This window comes from Desulfosarcina widdelii, from assembly GCF_009688965.1.
Classification (GTDB): domain Bacteria; phylum Desulfobacterota; class Desulfobacteria; order Desulfobacterales; family Desulfosarcinaceae; genus Desulfosarcina; species Desulfosarcina widdelii.
Window position 1 is genome coordinate 6,068,680 of record NZ_AP021875.1, and the last position, 22,063, is coordinate 6,090,742.

General features: G+C 54.8%; 23 protein-coding genes. 10 read left to right on the forward strand and 13 right to left on the reverse strand.

Going from position 1 to position 22,063, the window contains the following annotated elements:
• The first annotated feature begins 85 nt into the window (after positions 1-85).
• Positions 86-1,111, forward strand: coding sequence for an FUSC family protein (locus GN111_RS27780; protein WP_155306869.1), 1,026 nt, complete (start codon positions 86-88; stop codon positions 1,109-1,111).
• A gap of 146 nt (positions 1,112-1,257) precedes the next feature.
• The gene (locus GN111_RS27785) at positions 1,258-2,268 is read left to right on the forward strand and encodes a YitT family protein (protein ID WP_155306870.1); all 1,011 of its coding nucleotides are present in this window, start codon (positions 1,258-1,260) and stop codon (positions 2,266-2,268) included.
• A 78-nt stretch (positions 2,269-2,346) separates the two neighbouring features.
• Here GN111_RS27785 and GN111_RS27790 read toward each other — a convergent pair whose 3' ends face one another.
• From GN111_RS27790 to GN111_RS27815, 6 genes are all read right to left on the reverse strand, one after another.
• Positions 2,347-3,048, reverse strand: coding sequence for an ABC transporter ATP-binding protein (locus tag GN111_RS27790; protein WP_155306871.1), 702 nt, complete (start codon positions 3,046-3,048; stop codon positions 2,347-2,349).
• Entirely contained in the window at positions 3,036-3,800 is a 765-nt protein-coding gene (locus GN111_RS27795) for an ABC transporter ATP-binding protein (RefSeq protein WP_155306872.1), read from the reverse strand. The genes GN111_RS27790 and GN111_RS27795 overlap by 13 nt, the downstream gene beginning before the upstream one ends.
• Positions 3,793-4,800 (reverse strand): branched-chain amino acid ABC transporter permease, encoded by a 1,008-nt coding sequence (locus GN111_RS27800; protein WP_155306873.1) that lies wholly within the window; start codon positions 4,798-4,800, stop codon positions 3,793-3,795. The genes GN111_RS27795 and GN111_RS27800 overlap by 8 nt, the downstream gene beginning before the upstream one ends.
• 14 nt (positions 4,801-4,814) lie before the next feature.
• Positions 4,815-5,729, reverse strand: coding sequence for a branched-chain amino acid ABC transporter permease (locus GN111_RS27805; RefSeq protein WP_155306874.1), 915 nt, complete (start codon positions 5,727-5,729; stop codon positions 4,815-4,817).
• A 247-nt stretch (positions 5,730-5,976) separates the two neighbouring features.
• The gene (locus GN111_RS27810) at positions 5,977-7,149 is read right to left on the reverse strand and encodes an ABC transporter substrate-binding protein (protein ID WP_155306875.1); all 1,173 of its coding nucleotides are present in this window, start codon (positions 7,147-7,149) and stop codon (positions 5,977-5,979) included.
• 193 nt (positions 7,150-7,342) lie between these two features.
• Positions 7,343-8,158: a Rossmann-like domain-containing protein gene (locus GN111_RS27815; RefSeq protein WP_170302491.1), complete on the reverse strand. Its 816-nt coding sequence runs from the start codon at positions 8,156-8,158 to the stop codon at positions 7,343-7,345.
• A 386-nt stretch (positions 8,159-8,544) separates the two neighbouring features.
• On the opposite strand from GN111_RS27815, the gene arfB reads away from it, so the two are divergent.
• The 7 genes from arfB to GN111_RS27850 all read left to right on the forward strand — a co-directional run bounded on the left by arfB (position 8,545) and on the right by GN111_RS27850 (position 13,812).
• The gene (gene arfB, locus GN111_RS27820; protein WP_155306877.1) at positions 8,545-8,958 is read left to right on the forward strand and encodes an alternative ribosome rescue aminoacyl-tRNA hydrolase ArfB; all 414 of its coding nucleotides are present in this window, start codon (positions 8,545-8,547) and stop codon (positions 8,956-8,958) included.
• Between the two features lie 7 nt (positions 8,959-8,965).
• Positions 8,966-9,331, forward strand: a complete 366-nt coding sequence (locus GN111_RS27825; RefSeq protein WP_155306878.1) for a translation initiation factor Sui1 — start codon at positions 8,966-8,968, stop codon at positions 9,329-9,331.
• A 72-nt stretch (positions 9,332-9,403) separates the two neighbouring features.
• A complete protein-coding gene (locus GN111_RS27830; RefSeq protein WP_155306879.1) occupies positions 9,404-10,093 on the forward strand; it encodes an HAD family hydrolase in 690 nt (229 codons plus the stop codon).
• A gap of 327 nt (positions 10,094-10,420) precedes the next feature.
• The gene (gene modA / locus GN111_RS27835) at positions 10,421-11,086 is read left to right on the forward strand and encodes a molybdate ABC transporter substrate-binding protein (RefSeq protein ID WP_231715581.1); all 666 of its coding nucleotides are present in this window, start codon (positions 10,421-10,423) and stop codon (positions 11,084-11,086) included.
• Between the two features lie 38 nt (positions 11,087-11,124).
• Positions 11,125-11,856: an ABC transporter permease gene (locus tag GN111_RS27840; RefSeq protein ID WP_231715582.1), complete on the forward strand. Its 732-nt coding sequence runs from the start codon at positions 11,125-11,127 to the stop codon at positions 11,854-11,856.
• Positions 11,853-12,917 carry an ATP-binding cassette domain-containing protein gene (locus tag GN111_RS27845; protein WP_155306882.1) on the forward strand — a complete coding sequence of 355 codons (1,065 nt, stop codon included), beginning with the start codon at positions 11,853-11,855 and terminating at the stop codon, positions 12,915-12,917. The genes GN111_RS27840 and GN111_RS27845 overlap by 4 nt, the downstream gene beginning before the upstream one ends.
• Positions 12,918-13,050: 133 nt before the next feature.
• Entirely contained in the window at positions 13,051-13,812 is a 762-nt protein-coding gene (locus GN111_RS27850) for a Rossmann-like domain-containing protein (RefSeq protein WP_197740436.1), read from the forward strand.
• A gap of 135 nt (positions 13,813-13,947) precedes the next feature.
• Here GN111_RS27850 and GN111_RS27855 read toward each other — a convergent pair whose 3' ends face one another.
• The 4 genes from GN111_RS27855 to GN111_RS27870 all read right to left on the reverse strand — a co-directional run bounded on the left by GN111_RS27855 (position 13,948) and on the right by GN111_RS27870 (position 16,186).
• Positions 13,948-14,385 carry a rhodanese-like domain-containing protein gene (locus tag GN111_RS27855; protein WP_197740437.1) on the reverse strand — a complete coding sequence of 146 codons (438 nt, stop codon included), beginning with the start codon at positions 14,383-14,385 and terminating at the stop codon, positions 13,948-13,950.
• Positions 14,386-14,484: 99 nt separating this feature from the next.
• Positions 14,485-15,600 (reverse strand): cytochrome c3 family protein, encoded by a 1,116-nt coding sequence (locus GN111_RS27860; RefSeq protein WP_155306883.1) that lies wholly within the window; start codon positions 15,598-15,600, stop codon positions 14,485-14,487.
• Between the two features lie 9 nt (positions 15,601-15,609).
• Entirely contained in the window at positions 15,610-15,825 is a 216-nt protein-coding gene (locus tag GN111_RS27865; protein WP_155306884.1) for a hypothetical protein, read from the reverse strand.
• A 10-nt stretch (positions 15,826-15,835) separates the two neighbouring features.
• Entirely contained in the window at positions 15,836-16,186 is a 351-nt protein-coding gene (locus GN111_RS27870) for a NifB/NifX family molybdenum-iron cluster-binding protein (RefSeq protein ID WP_155306885.1), read from the reverse strand.
• Between the two features lie 493 nt (positions 16,187-16,679).
• Here GN111_RS27870 and GN111_RS27875 point away from each other — a divergent pair, with 493 nt between their 5' ends.
• Complete coding sequence (locus tag GN111_RS27875; RefSeq protein WP_155306886.1) at positions 16,680-18,023, forward strand: sigma-54 interaction domain-containing protein; 1,344 nt, start codon at positions 16,680-16,682, stop codon at positions 18,021-18,023.
• Positions 18,024-18,113: 90 nt separating this feature from the next.
• Here GN111_RS27875 and GN111_RS27880 read toward each other — a convergent pair whose 3' ends face one another.
• From GN111_RS27880 to GN111_RS27890, 3 genes are all read right to left on the reverse strand, one after another.
• The gene (locus tag GN111_RS27880) at positions 18,114-18,332 is read right to left on the reverse strand and encodes a FeoC-like transcriptional regulator (protein WP_155306887.1); all 219 of its coding nucleotides are present in this window, start codon (positions 18,330-18,332) and stop codon (positions 18,114-18,116) included.
• 216 nt (positions 18,333-18,548) lie between these two features.
• Entirely contained in the window at positions 18,549-19,904 is a 1,356-nt protein-coding gene (locus tag GN111_RS27885; RefSeq protein WP_155306888.1) for a sigma-54 interaction domain-containing protein, read from the reverse strand.
• 272 nt (positions 19,905-20,176) lie between these two features.
• Positions 20,177-21,946 carry an acetate--CoA ligase gene (locus GN111_RS27890; protein WP_155306889.1) on the reverse strand — a complete coding sequence of 590 codons (1,770 nt, stop codon included), beginning with the start codon at positions 21,944-21,946 and terminating at the stop codon, positions 20,177-20,179.
• Between the last annotated feature and the right edge of the window lie 117 nt (positions 21,947-22,063).

Genomic DNA, 22,063 nt, shown 5'->3' on the forward strand with positions numbered 1-22,063 from the left:
TGCGTTTCCAGTCTATCGTTTTTCAGGCCTTGCTTTTAAAAAAGTTCTTTAGTATGCAAAGCGGCTTTTTTTCGGAAGAGGTACAATGAGCAGCGTATCGACAAATTTGATCCATGGATTCAAGACCGCTTTGGCGGCCGTTCTGGCCTACTATCTGACAACGATTCTATCGCTGGATTTCGGATACTGGGCCGTCATATCCGCCGTAATTGTCATGCAGGTGTATGTGGCCGACTCCGTGGAGATGTGTTTTTATCGCCTTTCCGGTACCATCGTCGGAGCGGTATTGGGTGTTGTCGTACTCCTGGCTATTCCCAAAACAGCTTTTTTCACCGGGGTCGCTCTATTCGTCACCGTAGGCATTTGCAGTTTTCTCACGCGGTTTAATACCCGATATCGAATGGCGGGCATCACGGTTGTCATTGTCGTAATGACCGGACTTTCCGTTCAGGATGTTTACATTTTCGGGTTGTATCGCGTTCTTGAAATCTGCATCGGAATTCTTTGCGCTTTTCTCGTCTCGGTTCTGGTTTTGCCGAAACGTAAAGTTGACATGCTACGGGCCGCGCTTGAAAGACAGGCAAAGGTGTGCGCCGAACGATGTCTGATCCTGGTGGATGCCTTTGTTTCAAGGCAACAAAATGTGGAGGAATTGCCTGTCGCCGAACTGGTTAAAGATATTTGGAAAAATCATGAGCTGCTACAGAAGGCCAGCCGAAATGAATCGCTGATCTACAGCAAGAAATTCAATGAAAAATTTCCCCTTAAAGTCTCGGTCATCAACCGTTCGGTAGAGCACCTGCGCAATATGGTCCGGGCGCTGAATGCTTTGGATGATCACGGATATGACATCATCATGTCCGGGGAGTTGAAAAAACTTGCCGAAACGAGCGGTAGCACCCTTGTTCTGTTTATCAAAAATGAATATTCGACCATCGGGGAGGACCTTGAAAAAACCATTTCGGAGTTGGATGACAGGCTTGCCAGTATCCGTAAAGAAGGACTGGTAAGGCGGTTCGATTCCAGGAAGCTCGTACAGGTCTTTTCGTTTTACAGCAGTCTGCTTTACTTTGCCGACGATATCCTTTCCGCAATCAAAGAGGCCTCATAGCCCCCTTCCCGATAAAGCGCATTCGATCTGCCCTCCGGCGACGAACCATCTAAAGGAACGGTATTGAAGGCCGATCGGGTTTGTGATAGCCCGCGGTACATGCAATCGAGTCCGGCCGGTACCCACTCAAACCATAAGGATGAAAGATGGCGTTCAACGAATCGCAGCCGAAAAAGAACAGAAAAATTAAGATCCCGAGCAGCATCAGAAGACAATTCGAACAGCCGTTAGCCAGAGAAATTCTAAGGTTGATCTGGCGCCAGGGGAATATTGCCTTAGGCACACTGGTGGCAGCCCTGGGATTTACGGTTTTTCAGGTTCCCTTCAAGCTGGCGGCTGGCGGCGTAACCGGTCTGGGCATCATTCTGAATCAATTTATATCGCTTCCGGTCGGCATGATCTATTTGGTGTTGAACATCCCGCTCATGGTTCTTGGTTTTTTCCAGCTCGGGCGCTGGCGGTTTCTGGTCTCCTCGGTGCTGGCCGTGATCTGTTTTTCTTTCGCGACGGACCTTTTCAATGTTTATCTGCCGACGGTCACCAAGAGATGGCCCATCACCGATGATCTTCTACTGGCCTCCATCTATGCCGGCGTATTGTTCGGGATCGGCATGGGCATCATCTATCGGGCCGGCGGAACCATCGGCGGTACATCCATACCGGCGCGAATTCTCTATGAAAGGATGGGCTTTCCCCTGTCGCAGTCCTATCTGTTCAGCGACGGCGCCATCATCCTTCTGGCCGGCCTGGTGTTCCGGTGGGAGGTCGCCCTGCTGGCGATCCTCAGCCTGGTTCTTTCGGGCATCGTTTCCGATCTGGTGCTGGAGGGCGTCAGTCAGGTGCGTACGGCCACGATCGTCACCAAGAAGCCCGATGATGTGCGACTGGCCATCATCTACCAACTCAGACGAGGCGTCAGTTTGTGGTCCATCCAGGGCGGGTATTCGAAAAGCGAGCGGACCATGGTATTTTGCACGATCCTGCGCTCCCGTGTAGCGGATCTGAAATACACCATCGCCACGGTGGATCCGGACGCTTTCATCATTATCGGCGTGGCCCAGCAGGTTGTCGGCGGATATGGCCAGCGGCTGCCGAGTTCGGCGCTCAAGATGAGTAACGGCTCTAAATCGGAGGAAGCTTCGACGGTCAGCGGATGAGAAATCTGCGACCGAGGCCCTTGCGCCGGTCCACTTGGAGCCTGTGCGGTCCTCACTTACAGATGCATTCGGGCGGGATCAGACCCCCAGATATCGGGATTTGAGGCCCTCGTCCGCGGCCAGTTCATCAGTCGTTCCCCGCCAGACCACCCGTCCGTTTTCCATGATGCAATGGCGGTCGGCGAGATTCATTAACGCATCGAGGTTTTTGTCGATCACCAGAATTGCATGGCCGTTGGCTTTAAGGGTGGCCATCCCCTGCCAGATTTCCTTGCGGATCAGCGGGGCCAGGCCTTCGGTAGCTTCATCGAGGATGAGCAGCCTGGGATTGGTCATCAGGGCGCGGACTACCGCGAGCATCTGCTGCTCGCCGCCGGAAAGCTGGTTGCCCAAATGATTCAGGCGGTCCGCCAGGCGTGGAAAGAGGGCCAGAACCGTTTCCAGGGTATACGGCACCGGGACGTTCAGGCGATTGGTGGCGGTGGCCGTCATGTTCTCCCTTACGGTGAGGTTGGGAAAGATCTGGCGGCCCTCGGGAACCAGGCCGATGCCCGACCGGGCGATGGCGTAGCTGGGCAGACGGTGGATCTCCTTTTTACCGAAGGCGATCCGGCCCGAGCGGATTGGGGTCAAGCCCATGATTGAACGCACCGTCGTGCTTTTGCCCATGCCGTTGCGCCCCAGCAGGGTAACCACTTCGCCTTCGCGAATACAAAGGTCAACGCCGAACAGCGCCTGGCTTTTGCCGTAAAAGGTTTCGATATGTTCTACGCAAAGCATCGGTTGCCTTCATTTCCCAAGTAAGCTTGCCTCACTTCCGGATCGTTCCGAATGGCCTGCGGCGTTCCGCTGGCAATGGCCTTTCCATAGACCAGCACCGTGATGCGGTCGGCCAGCGAGAAAACCGCCCCCATGTCATGTTCCACCAGCAGGATCGTGACCTCGGTTTTCAACCGTCGAATCAGTTTGGTCAACTCCACGGCGCCGCCGGGACCCATGCCGGCATAGGGCTCGTCCAACAGCAGCAATTTCGGTTGGCCGACGAGGGCCATACCCACTTCCAACTGCCGCTTTTCCCCGTGGGAGAGGTGCGAGGCCGGTATCTCCGCCCTCTCCTCCAACCCCACCCGTTCCATGGCCGGGCCGATGGCCGGACGAATCACCGGATCGTCGACGGCCTTCCTCCAGAAACGGAAACTGTGCCCGTTGTGGGCCTGAATGGCCAGAGAGAGATTCTCCCTGACGGTGAGGCGCTCGAAGATGGAGGTGATCTGGTAGGATCGCGCCAGTCCCAGACGTGCCCGCCGATGGATAGACCTCCGGGTGATTTCCTTGCCGTTGAAAAAAATTCGGCCGCCGTCCGGCAGCAGTTCTCCGCAAAGCTGGTTGAGGGCGGTGGTTTTGCCGGCACCGTTGGGGCCGATCAGGGCATGCAGTTCTCCTTCGGCTATCTCCATGGAAAAGCCGTCGCTGGCCGTAACGGCGCCGAAGTGTTTGACCAGCGAATCGACAGTGAGAAGCGGCTTAGCCATGGGTGCTGTTTCCTCCAGCGATCCAACCATAAATGCCGCGCTTGGCAAATAACACCACAAAAACTAGAAACGGCCCCAGGTAGACCATCCAGTGTTCGGTGTAGATGGACAGGATCTCTTCGGCCAGCAGTAGGGCCATAGCACCCAAGACCGGCCCGAAAAGGGTTCCCATGCCGCCAAGCAGCACCATGACCAGGATTTCTCCGGAACGGGTCCAGTGCATAAGGCCGGGACTGACGTATTCGGTCTGGTTGGCAATCAGGGCGCCTGCCAGTCCGGCCCCGGCCCCGGCAATGACGAAACAGACCAGGCGGTATCGGAAGGTTGGAAAACCTAGCGACTTCATGCGTCGTTCGTTTTCGCGACATCCCTTCACGACCATCCCGAAGCGGGCTGCGGCCAGTCGGAAGGAAAAAAAGAGAAAAACGGCCAGAGCGCCCAGACATAGGTAGTAAAACTGGACGTCGCTTGCCAGATCGAGGCCGGGAAAGGTGTTGCGCGCGAAAAGACTGATGCCGTCATCGCCACCGTAGGCTTCCAGGGAAACGAAGAAGTAGTAGAGCATCTGGGCGAAGGCCAGGGTGATCATGATAAAATGCATTCCGGTGGTGCGCAGGCTCAAGGCGCCTACCACGGCGGCCGCCACGGCGGATATCGCCACGGCTGCCGGCCAGACCACCAGACCATTTTCGCTGCCGCCGACGACAATCGGCCAGGTGAGAAAAGGAAGATTTTCCAGGCTGTGAAAGGAGGAAATACAGACCACATAGGCACCGATGCCGAAAAACGCGGCATGTCCCAGGCTCACCATGCCACCCAGCCCCAGCATCAGGTCAAGGCTGACCGCGGCCAGGGCATAGATCAGGATACGGCTGAAAAGGGTCACCAGATAGACTTCGTCGATCATTTGCGCGATGGGCGGAAGTGCCAGGAGCAGCAGGGCAGCCGCCGCTACGATAATCGTCCTGCGATTCGGAAAACGGGCCAGCGGGATTTGCATGGTTCAATTTCTTTTTAATTGGCGCCGGGCAGCAATCCTCTCGGACGCCACACCAGGATCACCGCCATGAGAATATAGACCGACATGGACGCCAATGAGGCCGCCACCCCATCGGCATAGGCGGCGCTGAAAACCGTTCTCAGAAGCGTCGGGAGAAACGCGCGGCCGAGGGTGTCCACCATGCCCACCAGCAGAGCGCCGACCAGGGCGCCGCGGATAGACCCGATGCCGCCGATGACGATCACAACGAAGGTCAGGATCAAGACGCTTTCGCCCATACCGGCTTCCACCGCGAGGATGGGACCGGCCATGACGCCCGCTAGGCCGGCCAGAAGGGTGCCCAGGCCGAAAACCAGGGTGTAGAGCAGGCGGATGTTCACGCCCAGTGCTGCGGCCATTTCCCGGTTGCTGGCACCGGCGCGGATCTGCATGCCCAGACGGGTGCGGGTGAACAGCAGGTAGAGCAGCACGGCGACGATTATACCCACAGAGATGACGGCGATGCGGTAGCTGGGGTAGGGGACGCCGGGAATGATTTCGACGCTTCCCGAAAGCCACGGCGGTACATCCATGAACAGCGGCTGGCGCCCCCAGAGGATGCGCGTCAGCTCGTTGAAGAACATAATCAGCCCGAAGGTGGCCAGTACCTGATCGAGGTGCTCTTTTTTGTACAGGCGTCGGAGGACCAGGGCCTCCACCAGCATGCCTGCCAGGGCCGAAGCCGGAAGGGCGGCCAGCAGGCCCAGCAAAAACGATCCGGTGCGGGCGGCGACAGTCGCGCCGACATAGGCCCCGATCATGTAAAACGATCCATGGGCCAGGTTGATCACCTGCATGATGCCGAAGACCAGGGTCAGGCCGGCGGACATGAGAAAAAGCATGATGCCCAGTTGGAGGCCATTGAGGAGTTGTTCGATGAAAAGGAGCATCTTTTTCTGAAGTCGGAGGTCAGAGGTCAGAAGACAGAGGTCGGATGACCGATGATGAAATCTGACAGGGCACTTAACCGATGTTAGCCGATGACATTGGAGGAACGGTAGCTTGTGGCTCCCCGCGTAGCGGGATCTTCGTCACGCAGAGGCCGCAAGGCTTTCGCAACCACAGGCGTAGCAGCGCTACGTCGAGGATTGCGAAAGCCCGAGAACGCCGGCATGGGCCGCAAGATGCCGTTCCGTACTATTTCATTTTGCACTGTTCGACATATACATTGCTATGATCCTTGAACACCGCCTTGACCGTCCGGTTGGTGTAGGTACCGTCGGCGGCCTTGACCACTTCGCGGATATAGATGTCCTGAATCGGGTGCTGGTTGGCGGAAAAGGCGAATTTTCCCCGTACGGTGTCGAAGTCGGCCTTGCGGATGGCCTCGCGCAGGGCACCCAGATCACTCACATCGCCGTTCACCTGTTTCAGGGCGCTGCCCAGCAGGCGGGCGGCATCGTATCCCTGGCTGGCGTAAAGGGTGGGGGTGCGGCCGTAAGTTTGCCTGAAAGCGGCCACGAACTGCCGGTTCGCCGGATTGTCCAGATCGTGGGACCATTGGGAGCCGTTCTTGACGCCAAGCGCTGCGTCCTTGACCGCCTGCAGCAGGCGTTCGTCAAAGGAGAAGGCCGGTCCGAACACCGGGATGGTCTGGTTCAGGCCCGCCTGGGCGTATTGCTTGAGGAAGTTGATGCCCATGCCGCCCGGCAAAAAGAAGTAGACGGCATCGGGACCGGCGGCGCGGAGGGCGGCAATTTCCGCGGCGTAGTCCGACTGGCCCAGTTTGGTGTAGACTTCGCCGGTTATATCCCCCTGGTAGTAGCGCTTGAATCCGTTCAGATGGTCTTTGCCGGCCGGATAGTTGGGGGCCAGCAGGTAGACCTTCTTGAACCCGGAGTCGTTCACATACTTGCCCACCACTTCATCTATGTTGTCATTCTGGTAGGCCACGTTGAAGTAGTTCTTGTGGCAGCCTTTGCCGGCCAGCAGCGATGGCCCTGCATTGGCGCTGACATAGATCACATCCTGGCGCACCACTTTGGGAACCACGGCGATGGCCACATTGGAAAAAACGATGCCGGTGAGAATTTTCACCTTGTCGCGCTTGATGAAGCGGTCGGCAATCTGTTTCGCTTTTTCCGGCTTGCGGCCGTCGTCATCCACGAGAAGCTCCACCGATATGCCGCCCAGCTTGCCGCCTTCCTGGTCGATGGCAAGTTGGAAGCCGTCCCGGATTTCCTCGCCCAGGTAGCCGGCTTTGGTGGACAACGTGGTAATCATACCGATTTTAACCGGCTCCAGTGCCCGGGCCGGACCCGCCAGCGTCAGCATCAGGATCATCATTCCCGCGATCAGCAGTCGTTTCATTGTCTTCCCCCTTCTTTTCGGATCGGATTTTTGTCCATCGCGCGTCGCCTTTGGCCCGCGTTTTTTCATCGAAGCGTTACTATTTATAGAAACATTGGGAATAATGCAAGGGGTATTTTGATTGGCTTATCAAAAAAGTACGGTCAGGGCTGGGATAAAGGGGGCAACCGGATGTAGGGTCTGCGTGATGTTGTCAGGCGGCAACCGGTTTTTTGGACCAGGCGATGAATTGGATGCCCAGCTTTTTTATTTCGCGGAACGACATTCCCTTGCGGATGCCGGCGAATACAGGGTCCGGGGCGACGACCTGACAGCCGGCCAGTACATCCACGCCATGGGAAAAAAGAACGGGCGACATCGGTGTGGTGGGACCGATGACAATGGTGTAAGCTTGCGCAGATTTTTCCAGGTAGGTTGCCATGGCGCGGGTAATCAGGGTGGTGCCGGTCAGGCCGAGTACTTTGCAGCGGCCTAAGATTTCGTCCCACTGCTCCGGCGGCGTTCCCCCGGCAACCTTTTTAAGCTCAAACAGGTGCAGTGCTTTCACCTGACTGCGGAGCCAGCCGGTAAAGGGAAAGTCGCCCACTAGCACGGTTTCCTCATTTTTTCCTTTTTGGGCCATGATGCGCGAGGCTTCGATGTCAGGCTGGTTTTGTGGCGGGATCATGCCTGCATTCAGGGCCGCGGCCCCCAGGCTGATGGAAAACGCGCCGGGTTCTTTCAGCTCTTCGGCCGCTTCGCACAAGGGCTTGCCGATCAGATCGTCGACCATGTTGCGTTCTTCATCCGTCGGTACGGCACCCAGCGTGGAGGCTATGCCGACACAGGCTGACCCATTGTCCTCTGCACGGACGCCGATAAAATGGGAACCCACGGCAATATCTGAAATGATCGCCGAGGGATTGTCCATGGAAAGAAGAAGACCGTCAATCAGTTTGCTTTCGTTTCCTTCGGCGCATCGCTCTACAGGTGATGCAACGCGGCTGTTGTGGCTGCATTGGCAGGGCATGAAACGTATCCTGGAAAAAATTGGGGTATTGTCCGATGGACGCTGTCTGGACCGACCGCCTGGCAGACAAAACGCCTGCGCCCGAATGGCAGGCGCGGCTGAGAAGAGTGCCATCGATTTTCGCTGTCTTGCAAATCAAGCGGAATTGTCCGATATTGTCAAGCACGAACTTGTGCCCATTGGAAATTGCTAACAACTGCTGAATGTAATCCCAAAATCAATGGGCTTGTAAAAAGTAGGAAATGCCAGATTTGCGGCATTCCGGCGTATGCCGACGCACGTTGTGGCGCTTTAGCGCTATCCAGTCATTTCTATACATTCTGGATGCCGGATCAAGTCCGGCATGACGAGTCTGGGACTTTTTGCGAGACTGCCAAAGTTAAACGATGCTTGAAATCAACAGCCAATTGTCTATCCCGGACGAAGAGATCGAGATGATTGCCATCCGTGCCCAGGGATCGGGCGGGCAGAATGTGAACAAAGTGGCTTCGGCGGTTCACCTGAGGTTCGACCTCCTGGCTTCTTCCCTGCCGGAATCCGTCAAGGCAAGGTTGATGTGCATCCCGGACCGGCGCATTTCAAAGAGCGGCGTCATCGTGATCAAGGCCCAGGAGCACCGGACGTTCGAGAAAAACCGCGAGGCGGCCCGGCAGCGATTGACAGCGTTGATCCGAAAGGCCACGACCAAACTCAAAAAGCGCAGGCCCACGCGCCCCAGTCGGGGATCGGTGCGGCGGCGGTTGGACAGCAAGACGCGCAGGGGAAAGGTGAAGGCATTGCGGCGCAAAGTAACCCAATAAGGATGATATGAAACGCTTCGAAGAAAAAAATTCGCGATTGGTCTACTCGACCGAACAAGGACGTACTTGCCCGGTTTGCAAAAAAAATATCAACCGCTGCACCTGCAGCAAAAAGAGCCCGCAACGGGCCGGTGACGGCATTGCACGGGTGGGCCGGTCCACCAAGGGCCGCAAGGGCAAAGGCGTAACCGTGGTTACCGGCATTCCGGAGAATGACGGCCAATTGAAGCAGATCGCCAAAACCCTCAAACAGAAATGCGGCAGCGGGGGGACGGTAAAAAACGGCACCATCGAAATCCAGGGCGACCACCGGGACCTTCTGGTGAGCGAACTCAAAGGGATGGGGTACACGGTCCGGCTGTCGGGAGGTTGAGGATGAAAAGGACCGAAGACGGAAGCCGGATAACGGCGGAACCAAAGGAACTGTTGGGCGGAGATCGATAAAATGAGCAAAGAAGACAACGATTCGATAACAGACTTTCAAGCCGTCATTTTCGATCTGGATGGCACATTGCTCGATACCCTGGACGACATTGCCGACTCGATGAACCGAATGCTGGAGGAGAAAGGCTTTCCGGTGCATACCGTCGATGCCTATCGTTTTTTTATCGGCAACGGCTGGCGGATGCTCGTCACCCGCGCGCTGCCTGAAAAACAACGCTCGGACGAACGGATTGACGCCTGCGCGGTGCGATCACGGGAAATTTATCACGAAAACTGGAACTGCAAAACCCGGGTTTATGCGGGCATTTCCGACCTGATGGAACGATTGCAGGAAAGGGGCATTCCCAAAGCGGTATTGTCCAACAAACCCCACGATTTCGCCCTGCGATATGCCGATGCCTACCTGGGGCAATGGAAATTCAAAGCGATCCTGGGATACAGCGACCGCTTTCCCCCCAAGCCGGACCCGACGGCAGCGCTGGAAATTGCCGAGCGGATCGGCATCCCTCCCGCGAACTTTCTTTTTGTGGGCGACAGCGCCGTGGACATGCGGACGGCCAATGCCGCCGGCATGCGTGCCGTGGGCGTCGCATGGGGATTCAGGGGCGCCAGGGAACTGCAAGATAGCGGATGCCGTACGTTGATCCATCATCCTCTGGAGATCCTGCCGCTGTTGAAATCACTTGCCTGACCCCACTTTAAATCCACCAAACCGAAATTCATGCCCTATTTTTGTTGTTATCGGTTATCTTTGGTAATTTTTAGCCGTATTTCTCGGCACAAAAATTAACATTGACACGGTATGGGTATATGCTTATAACCGTATCACCGATCCTCTTGGTTTTCTTCATCATCGGCAATGCGGATGTCGAAGCGAAATAGGCAAAAGCCCTGCCATTTTCAAATTAAAAGAGAAGGGAAAAAGATGAAGCGGTTTTGGGTATATGCGATGCTTGTTTTGGTATGGTCTGCTCCAGTGTGGGCCGCCGATCTCATGGTATTCAGCGGGGCGGGGCTTATGAAGCCGATGGAGGAGATGCGCAAGAATTTTGAGCGGCAGCGCGGGGTAACGGTGGATGTGCATTACGGCAGCTCTGGCGAAATTTTCGGCATGGTTGCCGCCGGCCAGCCCTGTGACGTGCTGATTCCGGGGGCCGCCAAATACACCATGGATGCCCTCAAAAACGGCTGGGTAGAGAAAGAGACCATCCGAAATCTGGTCCTTCATCTACCCGCGATCGCTGTCCCGAAAGGAAACCCTGCAAAAATCGATGGCCTGGAAGATCTGGCCCGCAAGGGCGTTCGGGTATCCATCGGCGACCCCAAGGCGCCGGCCATTGGTCGCGTTTCCAAAAAACTGCTGGAAAAAACACAATTATGGGAAAAAGTGCAGCCCAATATCAACGTCTATGCACCTACCGTCAACCAGCTGCTCATTTACGTGGCCCTCAATCAGGTCGATGCGGCCATAATCTGGAAGGATCTCACCAGCTGGGCGGAAGCCAAGGGCAAAATCGAGGTGGTCGATATCGATCCGGACAAAAACATCATCAAGACCATTCCCACGGCGGTCTGTACCCGGACCCAACACCGTGAACGGGCACTGCAGTTCAATAACTATGTCGCCTCCGCCGAGGGGCTTTCCATCTGGAAAAAATGGGGATTCGAGCCTTGCGCCGAATAGCGGTGTTCCAAATCAGCTGCATCGCGATATCCTTGTTGATGACATTTCTGCTGGTGTTCGCCATCGTTTCGCTGTTTCTGGTGCCGGATCTCAAAGATGTCTGGCATAACTTGCTGAGCGAAGAGATGCGCTTTTCCCTCAAACTCTCCCTGGTGACCGGCATGGTCTCCACATTGCTTGTGATGGTGATCGCCCTTCCGATCGGTTATGCGCTTTCGCGATTCGATTTTCCTTTCAAAGGCTTTGTCAAAACCATTCTGGATTTGCCGGTGGCCTTCCCGGAACTCGTCCTCGGGCTTTGTCTGCTGCTTCTCTTCGGCAATACGTTGGTAGGAGAACTTCTCAGGCGGTTATCGGTCAATTTGGTTTTTACCAAGCAGGGTGTCGTGGCCGCGCAATTTTTCACTGCCTTGCCCTATGCCAGCCGAATTTTGAAATCGACGTTCGATTATATCAGTCCGCGACTGGAGTTCGTATCCCGGTCCCTGGGCTACTCCCAGATGGAAACCTTTTTCAATGTGTCCCTGCCGCTGGCCAAAAACGGCATTCTCGCCGCAACGGTGATTTCCTTCGCCCGCTGTATCGGCACCTTCGGCACGGTGTTGATTCTTGCCGGCGGCACCTATATGAAAACGGAGGTGCTGCCCATGACCCTCTACCTGAACATCTCCTACGGCAACATGGGCATGGCGCTTACCAGCGGCATCGTGCTGACGACGGTTTCCTTTATCGCCATTTTTATTTTCGAGAGGACAGAGGTCGGCATATGAGTTTTGTCGACATAGACGATCTTTCTATCGATCTCGGAGAATTCAGCCTCAAAGGCGTTTCGTTGTCGCTGGAGCGGGGGGATTACCTGACGATTATCGGTCCGACCGGAGCCGGCAAGACCATTTTTCTGGAAACCATCGTCGGTTTCTGGCGGCCCGACCGGGGGCGTATCGTCCTGGATGGAAGGGACATCACCACGGAGCCGCCTGAGTATCGTCATATCGGCATCGTTTACCAGGACTATGCCCTGTTGCCGCACATGACCGTTTATCGGAATATTGCCTACGGGCTCAAGAAGCATAAACCGGAAAATATGGATGAAGCGATCCGCAAGATGGCCCGATCGCTTCACATCGACCATCTGCTGCACCGAAAACCCATTACCCTGTCCGGAGGAGAACAGCAGCGGGCCGCGCTGGCACGGGTGCTTATCGTGGAGCCGTCGCTTCTCCTCATGGACGAGCCTTTTTCGGCCCTTGACCCGCAGACGCGCCGCCGGGCCCGCCTGCTTCTGAAAGAGGCCATCGGCGAGCGGGCCACGACAGTCATTCACATTACCCATGACCTTGACGACGCCTGGGCGCTGGCCAATAAGCTGGCGGTATTCAAGGACGGCCGTTTGCTTCAGATGGGAGCGATGGACACCGTTTTCAGCCAGCCTAAAAATCGTTTCGTCGCCGAGTTCGTTGGCACCGGATTTTTCAGCGGCACCGTTGTTTCCCGCGAAAACGGTTGCGTCAATATCGACGTGGAGGGCACCTGCCTGCAGAGTTTGGATCGGGCCGACAAGGGCAAACCCGTGAATGTGGCCATCCGCTGTGAAGACATCCGCGTTTCGCGCAAAAAACCGTCGGTTGCCAACGGATTCAATATACTGAACGCCACCTTGAAAAACGTCATACCCGAGGGGTCGTCGTCTCTGCTCGACCTGCGGGTTGACAACCTCGAGATGAATGCCCTTCTCACCCAAAACGCCATGAGACGTCTGGATGCCCGCCGAGGAGACAACCTTTATGCGTTGATCAGAAAGGAGCATGTAAAAATCGTGCAGGATGGCTGACTTCAAGATCCAAAACGGCCGGCGTCAAACCTGCTCTCAACTCAATCGATAACCAATCGCTCAATGGTCGGTCTGTCGGAACGATAAAGGTGACGGACCTGATCGCTGCCAGAAAGAACAGGAGGAAAACCGTATGAACGGCAAGTACAAAGGATGCCTGAAGATCGACGATTTGACCTATGAACAACTCAAGGAGAAAATGGCCCAAATTGCATTGGAAAACAGCCTGCAAGAGCAAACGGTAAACGTTGTCTCGGCCCGTACACTGAAGCCAGTGGAATCGATCGGCAACCCCGAACGAAAGGACTTCCCGCTCGTCAAGGGAAGAGAAGTGATGGTAGAGGCGGATTTTCACGGAGCCAAAGGGCAGGCCTTTACCGATATGCCCGGCGAATTTCAGGGAACCGTCGGCGAAATCCTTGAAATGGACCTGGAGAACAATTTGGAGCGGGCCGTTTTTATCGCGAGCCTCAATGCCGTCCTTCGTCATCTCCAATGTCTGGAATGCACCATCCACTGCAAGGACGAAGAGCCCGAAGAGTGCGCCCAGTGCCTGGTCGATTACGTCCGCAAGGAATTTGGCTCCCCGAAAATTGCCTTTATCGGCCTGCAACCGGCCATGGTCGACCACTTGGCCCGCAACTTCAACATGCGTGTAACGGACATGGACCCGGATAACCAGGGGCAGACAAAATACGGTATCCCCATCGAACCGGTGGACCAAACCAGCGATGTCATCCAATGGGGGGATGTGGTGTTTGCCACCGGCAGCACCTTGGTCAACAACACCTATCGTTCCCTTATTCAGGACCGTCCCCTGGTTTTCTACGGGGTGACCGTGTCGGGGATCGCCTACCTGACCGATTGCCCGCAGTATTGCTATAACGGTCATTAGCCGCCATTGGATTGATCTTTTGGCAGTTCCTTGCCAAAACGCCGGTCCAAGCCGGTTTTTCACAAACAAAACCCCATTCACGCTCAACGGGGGAATGGGGTTTTATTTGAGAATGACAGCCAGCGCGATCGTTTTCTAGTCGATGGGATATCCGGCCTTTTCCCAGGCCATCCAACCGCCGGCCATGGATTTCACGTTTTTATAGCCCATGCGGCAAAGGGTGCAGGAAGAGAGACAGGAGCGCCCGCCGGTTTTACAGTACATGACAATTTTTTGGTTCTTATCGGGAACCTTTTTGTCGATTTTAAACTCCAGAAGCCCTCGGGGAATATTTATGGCTCCGGGGACGTGCCCCATTTTGTATTCCTTGGGCTCCCTACAGTCGATAAAAAGATATTCTCCCCCATCGAGAATATCCTTGGCCTCGGATACCGTGACCTCGCAGACATTCTTCTTGGCCTCCTGTACCAGATCGTCAGCTGTCATGTCCGTTTTCTGGGTCGTCGCGCACCCACCGACGATTAATCCCAACGAAAGAATCAGTGCAATGGCCAGGTGTGTCGATCGTTTCATCGTCTTCCCTCCTTTTTTAGCGATCCGTCCAAATGGTGGGCGAATGAGCCCCTTTCAGTCCCTTATTCAGCAAGCTTCTCCCCTGGCGCAACATCAGGGCTACTGGGCGACCTTTTCCGGCACCTGATCTTCAGCCACAATCACGGTTCGGTTGGCATTGAGATATTTGGGGATAACGTCCTTTTCCAACAGGAACAGGCTTGCCTTGCCGTGGCAGGCGTTGCACGATTCGTTCTGGGGCGTTTTGCGTTGAATGTTGTGCGGGGTTGCCATTTTCCAGGTGGGCAGTGAATCGAACTTCGCGAGCCCGTTTTCCACGTAAAATTTGAACGATTCTCGGTCCACCGGCACATGCCGCAAAGTAATGTACTTTTCCGGCCGCCGCTCGGATTGGAGCGGATTCAGGCCGATCTTGAAATCCATCGTCGATGCCTCGGTCTTAAAATATTTCAAGCCCTGTTTATCTCTACCGAAGTGGCAGGCGGTGCAGTTTTTATAGGGCATGGCGTGGCAGACTTGGCAACTGACCCGATCCTTGTGCTGTTGATGCTGCTCCTTGTTTTCACCGTCGGCGGCATAGATCGTTTCATGGCAATCCAGACATTTGGGTGCGTTTTCCACCTCGTAGCGATTGGCGTAATCATTCCCGTCTCCGTGCATCTCATCGGCCGTATGGCACTTGCTGCATTTGAAGTACTTTTTTTTGTGCACGTCCGGAGGAATGCCTTTGTTTTTGCCCATATACTCTTTTTCGATGCGGCTGCCGTGACAGGCCGTGCATACGGTATGCATGGGTGGTCTTCTCTGAAAAAGATGACTTTCCAGCAATCCGCCTTCAACCGCGTCTGGCCGGCTTATATGACATTGCCCGCAACTGCTGTGGCAGGAGGTGCAATGGGCTTGGCGGGCGGCGTTGACCTTTTCATACACGGCCGGATCCTCGCTGGTGCGTGCATCGATAATTTTTTTAAACGGGGCGAGGCTGATATGCAGGCTGCTTTGATAATGTTCGGCGATGTCTTCATGGCAGGCCCCACAGGTATCCGTAGGATCCGGATAGGATGGGTCCTTGACAACGCCGACATGGGCCTTCTTCCAGTCCGGTTCGCTCGGGTCTCCGCCATGGCACTCCTCGCAGCCCATTTCTCCGTGGTTTTCGTCTTCGGCGAATTCACTATCAACGTAGATCTTTTCATGCGGCGCCAACGGCGTCACTTCGCCGCCTCAGCCTTCGCCTTTGGTTTCTTTGGAGGCGCCGGGTTTATTTTTGGCCAGCTTGGATAACTCACGCGTTATCTGGATCAGTTTTCGCGGATTGGTGTGACAGCTAAAACAGTGGTTCTCGCCCTCGGCTGCCTGAACGACGATTGGCTGAGAAAAAAAGAGCAGGCAGACGGCAATCACCGACCCACTGGCCCTGAAAAATTGGATGCGTTTCATTGACTCACTCCTATATATGGGTGCCTTTGTGGTTTGAAGATGCGTGAAACCCCGGCCCTATTTCTCCGGTCATATATGCTTTGAGAACGGACTCGATTTCTCCTGTGATATTGCCGATCAGTTCGATTTTTTTGCCGACAACCATCTTTTCCATGACTTCGCTGATGCCGCTGCAGATGACGACATCCACCCCGGATTTATGAAGAATCGTCAGCCGCTCGTTTAAAGAGAGCGCATCCAGGTAAAACTCTTTTCTATCGACTTCCCGGTCTTTTTCGATATCTACCAGAAGCACCCGGGTACAGGAATCGAAAACGGGCGAAACTTTCATCCTGAATGTGGGGATGGCGATTCGAGTCACAATTTTCTCGGTTCATGGTTCAGGAATTTATACATACTCGCCGGGCAACAAGGGCGATAACAAAACCGAGTGTTCGATGGGCAAGCCGGCAACGACGGCGACGGTCGATCACCAACAACTTCGAAAAGGTCGTGTTGATAAAAAGCGTTATACCTATTAAAGCAGAACTCATACCAATAAAGAAAATGTCGTTTGTAAAGATTTTAACTTACGGGATATTCAGGAAATTTTGTGAGACAGGGATTATGGAAGCCAACGGCTTGGCCGGCCGAAGGGAACCGGATGCATCTTTTTTTAAACAGAAGCTGCTGCAAAACGTTCCTAAAAACGAGTTCAGCAAGTTTTGAGCGATTGACATACAATGGGTGAACCGATTAAGATAAATTCCAATATCCTTTCTTTTGCGCCGTTAAGCGTGTGAATTGTCATTCTCTTTCGCCCTGAGTCGATCCGATGACATGCTCTGGGCCCAGCAGTTGCTGAGGTACACGCCATGAATTATCCTAAAAAACAAATCCAGGCGCACCATCAGATTATTTTGGACAGTATCGCCGACGGTGTTTTTACGGTGGATAAGGAGATGAACATCACCTCTTTCAACCGCGCTGCGGAAGATATCACCGGGTTTTCCAGAAAAGACGCAGTCGGGCTGCCATGCTATGACGTATTGAGGGCCAACGTTTGCGAAGAGAGCTGTCTGTTGCGGCAAACGATCGATACGGAACAACCTGTGATCAACTTTCCGGTTTATATCCTGCGGGCGGATAAAAAACTGATTCCCATCAGCGTGACCACAGCTTTGCTAAAGGACGCCGCCGGGCGGGTTGTCGGGGGCGTGGAAACCTTCAGGGATCTGACGGCCGTGGACAAACTTCGCAAAGCGATCCGCAAGCAGCATTCTTTCGAAGACATCGTCAGCAAGAACGCCACGATGCTGGATCTTTTCGCCATTTTACCCCAGGTGGCGGAAAGCAATTGCAGCGTGCTGATCGAAGGGGACAGCGGCACGGGCAAAGAGCTTTTCGCCCGGGCGATTCATAATAACAGTACCCGGAGAAACGGTCCCTTCGTGGCCGTCAATTGCGGCGCCCTGCCGGACAGCCTATGCGAGTCCGAACTCTTCGGATACAAGGCCGGCGCCTTCACGGACGCCAAAAAAGACAAGCCCGGCCGCTTCGCCCTGGCCGAAAACGGGACGCTTTTTCTGGATGAAATCGGAGATGTCTCACCGGCCGTCCAGAGTCGTCTTCTCCGCGTTCTCGAAGAGAAGGTCTATGAGCCGCTGGGGGCCACGGAAACATGTGCAAGCAATGCGCGGGTCATCACGGCGACCAACCGGGACCTCCAACAACTGGTCCGGCAAGGGAAGTTCAGAGACGATCTTTATTTCCGGATCGACATCGTCAAACTTTCCCTGCCGCCCCTTTCGAAAAGAAAAGAAGACATTCCGTTGTTGTTGGATCATTTTATCGACCAGTTCAACCACCTGACCGGGAAAAAGATTATGGGTATCTCCCGAAAGGCGGTGGCTGCGTTGATGCTTTACGACTGGCCGGGAAATGTCCGCGAGCTTGAAAATGCCATCGAGCACGCCTTCGTGCTTTGTCTGGAGGGGATGATTCGCCTGCACCACTTGCCGGCAAGGGTTGTTCCTCAAGGTGGGCTGCCGTCGGAATCCAGGGGATTGAGTTTACGGGAAGCCGAAAAACGGACCATCGTGCAGGCGCTGGAAAGAAATCAGTGGAAAAAGATGGCCACGGCCCGTGAACTGGAGATCGACAAAAACACCCTTCGCCGAAAAATCAAACGCCTTGGAATTATCGAACCCCAGGCCTGATCGATCACGGGCCAGGCAAAATGCGCTCCTTTTGGATTCCTGTCTCGTGGAAAGGGGCGCCATCTAAAACCTCTTTGGTGTTCCGCCAATTTACAGATGCGTATTGGCGCCTACCACAAAAAGTCCTTCGTTGGTGGATTTGACTTCCACCTGGCCTTTGCGAACCATGTCGGATAGTAGCTTTACGACTTCATAGCTTCTTGCGCTGAAAGCGTGCGTGATCTGTTTGACCGAATGGGGCCGATTGGCCACCATGGACAAGATGAGGTCACTTGTCGCCCGAACGCCCTGTTCTTTCGCGATTTCCATACGTCTGCCCCCTCTTTTGATTGCGTGGTGTATTAAAATCAATAAATGACGCTCGTTCATAAAATGACAAAGCAATGAACGTGCCATCGTCCCGTTGCGCTGCACAGACGGCCGGTATTCCTGCATTGACAATTAATGACTGGTTTTTTTACCGCTTGGTTGGGTGGGATTTTGGCGGAATGTCGTGCAATTTGCACGAATCGGCTTTTTGCACGGTTACTTTTTTCTGCTGCGGCCATCCGTTTCCGGGGGCAGGATGTGCAACGCTCTGATTTTTCGATACAGGGTGCTGGGATCGATTCCCAGATCCCGGGCGGCGGCCTTGCGATTGCCTCCATGGCGGCGCAGCGCCTCGGTGATCATCACCCGCTCCATGGCCCCGAGACTCATGTTGTTCAGCGATTTCGTATCTGCAGCCGCAGGCCGCAACTCCGGGGGCAGGTGATGCAGTTCGATAGTCATTCCCCGGCAAAGCACAAAGGCCTGCTCGATGATATTTTCCAGCTCGCGGACATTGCCCGGGTAAGGATGCTCCATGAGCCGGGCCATGACCTCTGCCGACACGCTGGTGATATTCTTTTCCTGCAGGCGGTTGAATTTCTCTATCAGATGTTCGATGAGCAGGGGGATGTCCTCGCGACGATGACAAAGGTCCGGCAGTTTTAATTGAATCACGCGAATGCGATAGTATAGATCACCGCGAAAGACCCCTTTTTGAACCAGTTCGGAAAGGGATTTGTTGGTGGCGGCCACGACACGCACATCGATGGGAACCGGCTGTTCGGCCCCCAACGGTTCGATCAGGCCGTCCTGCAATACCCGCAGCAGGCGGATTTGCATGGCCGGAGAGATGTCGCCGATCTCGTCGAGAAAGATGGTGCCCTTGTGGGCTATGGTGAACCGGCCCGCTTTATCGCGTCTGGCATCGGTGAATGCCCCGGCCTTATGGCCGAACAGTTCGCTTTCCAGCAGGGTGTCCGGCAGGGCCGCGCAATTGACCGGAACGAAACGGTGCTTTTTGCGCGGGGACAGGTTGTGGATAGCGCGGGAAAACAGCTCTTTTCCGGTGCCGCTGGCCCCTTCGATCAGCACATTGCTGCTACTTTTGGAAATCTGGGGAAGAATGTCGAACAGCCGCTGCATCTCCGGGCTGCGGCCAATGATATCCTCGAACGTATAGCTGCTGTGAAGCTGTTTCTGGAGCTGCTGGATCTGGCTGAGATCCTGGAAGGTTTCCACCCCGCCGATAATTTTTCCGTCATCGTTTTTGAGGATCGCCGTGGAAACGCGAATAGGCACTCGCTGACCCTGATGATTGACGATGAATGCGTTGGCATTCACGACGGGCTGGCCGGTTTGAAACGTCTGTTTCAGGGCGCAGTTATCCTGACAGATATTGGCCTGAAAAATTTCACGGCAGGGACGATTCAGGGCCTCCTGGCGGGGAACGCCGGTAGCTTTTTCAGCGGCGCGATTGAAAGCCGTAATACACCAGTCCAGATCGATGGTGAAGACACCTTCGTTGATCGAATCGAGAATGACATCGCGGGCATCTTTTGTTTGAAGTACCATGCGATCTATTTTATGAATTCAGGTCCATGCATTCAGGTCCGGGCTTTCGGATTCAATCGTGCAATATGCATAAGAACATTTGCTTAAAAATGGCATAATGCACGACTGACGTCAACCCGACATTTGGAGAGATATTGAAGCGAATGAAAAAGTGAACGGGCCTACCTGGTTCGGTGAATGGAAAAACGACGGCCATGGGCAACCTCCTCCATTTTCCGGAGGCTGCCATGGCCGTTTTTCTTTTGGGCTTTATCCCTTTGCGGGGATGCGGTTTAATTCTTGTGCTTGGAACTCAGCTCCGGAAAATCCCAGTAGAAGTATTCTTGGGCCTGCGGACCTTCGCCCTTTTCCTTCCGGGCAATTTCATTTTCTCTCAGCTCGATTCGCCGAATCTTGCCGCTGATGGTCTTGGGCACCTCGGTAACGAATTCGATGATTCTGGGGATTTTGAACTTGGCCAGAATGTTGATGGTGTGTTTGAAGAGATCGAGGGCCAGATCCTTGGACGGCTCGAATCCGCTGTTGAGAATTACGTAGGCCTTGACCAGTTGGTGGCGTTTGGGATCGGGGGCGCCGATAACCGCCGCTTCGGCCACGGAGGGATGCTCCACCAGGGCGCTTTCGACCTCGAACGGTCCCACACGATAATCGGACGATTTGATCACGTCGTCGGCGCGGCCCACGAACCACCAGTAGCCGTCGGCATCGAAGGAGGCGCGGTCGCCGGTGTAGTAGTAATTGCCCACGAAAACGCTCTTCATTTTCTCAGGGCTGCCGATGTACTCGGTGAAGAGGCCCAGCGCCCGCCAGCGGTCCAGCCGTACGCAGATGTGACCGGGTTCGTCAGGGGTGGTGACCTCATTGCCTTCGTCGTCCACCAGAACGACGTCGTACATGTAAGAGGGGTATCCGAAAGAGCCGCTGCGCATTTTGCCCGTCATCCAGGGCGGGTTGCCGATCATGGCGGTGGATTCGGTCTGGCCGTAAAAATCCCGAATCTCCGTGCCGGTATACTTCTTCCACTGGGTGATCACCTCGGGGTTCAGCGGTTCGCCGGCGCTGATGGACTGGCGTAGGGCGGACAGGTCGAATCGATCCATATCCAGGTTGATGAACATGCGCCAGGCCGTCGGCGGGGCACAAAAAGTGGTGACCTTGCAGTTGGCCACGGTGCTGAGGTACTGGTTGCCATCCAGTACCGTGAAATTGAAAGCGGTGGCCGTGGCACCCACATTGAGGGGACCGAAAAAGCTGGACCAGGCCCACTTGGCCCAGCCCGGTGCGCTCAGGTTGTGATGGATGTCATCCGGGCGGATGCCCGCCATGACCGCGGTGGAGAGGTGCCCGATGGGATAGGAAGCTGCGGTGTGGCCAACCTTTTTGGGCAGCCCGGTGGTGCCGGAGGTAAAAAAGCAGAACAGCAGGTCGTTGGGCTTGGTCTTTGCGGCGTCGGCTTCACCGGACTCTTTGTCCAATTCATCGTAACTGGTCCATCCTTCTTTTTCGCCGATTACGATCTTGATTTTGGGTTTGACGCCGGTGGCCTCGATGGCTTCGTCCATCATATCGGTGAAGGCCGCGTCGGAAACGATGGTATCCGGCGGATAGCTTTCGAAGCGGTACTGCAATTCCCGCATGGTCATGGTCGTGGCCGTCGGGACGATCACCAGGCCGCCCTTGACGCAGGCATAGGTCGCAAACCAGGTTTCCGGCACGATGGGAACCATCATGTACATGTTGTCGCCTTTTTGGACGCCGGAATTCCGAAGCGCGTTCAGGCACTGGTTGCTTCTGACGGCAAATTCTTTATAGGTATAGCTTTTTTTCTCCTGTGTGGCGATATCCGCCCATATCAGGGCCGTGTTGTCGCCGCGTTCTTTAACGTGGAGCCCTTCAAAAATTTCATCCGCCCAGTTGAAGTACTCGGGGAGTTCCATGGCGTTCAGCTTTTTGAAAAACGCTTTGGCTGCGGCGTCCTTGTCTTCGTTGTCCGCCATCATGTTCAGATCCATGACTTCCTTGTACAATGTCTCGATGCCCATTTGATACGCTCCTTACCGTTTTTTAAGGTTGATAATCGGATAATCGTTGCTGTTCAAAAGGCCTCTCCACCTTAAAAACAGTTGTATTGGAACAGGCAAAAAACGGCAATCGGCGAA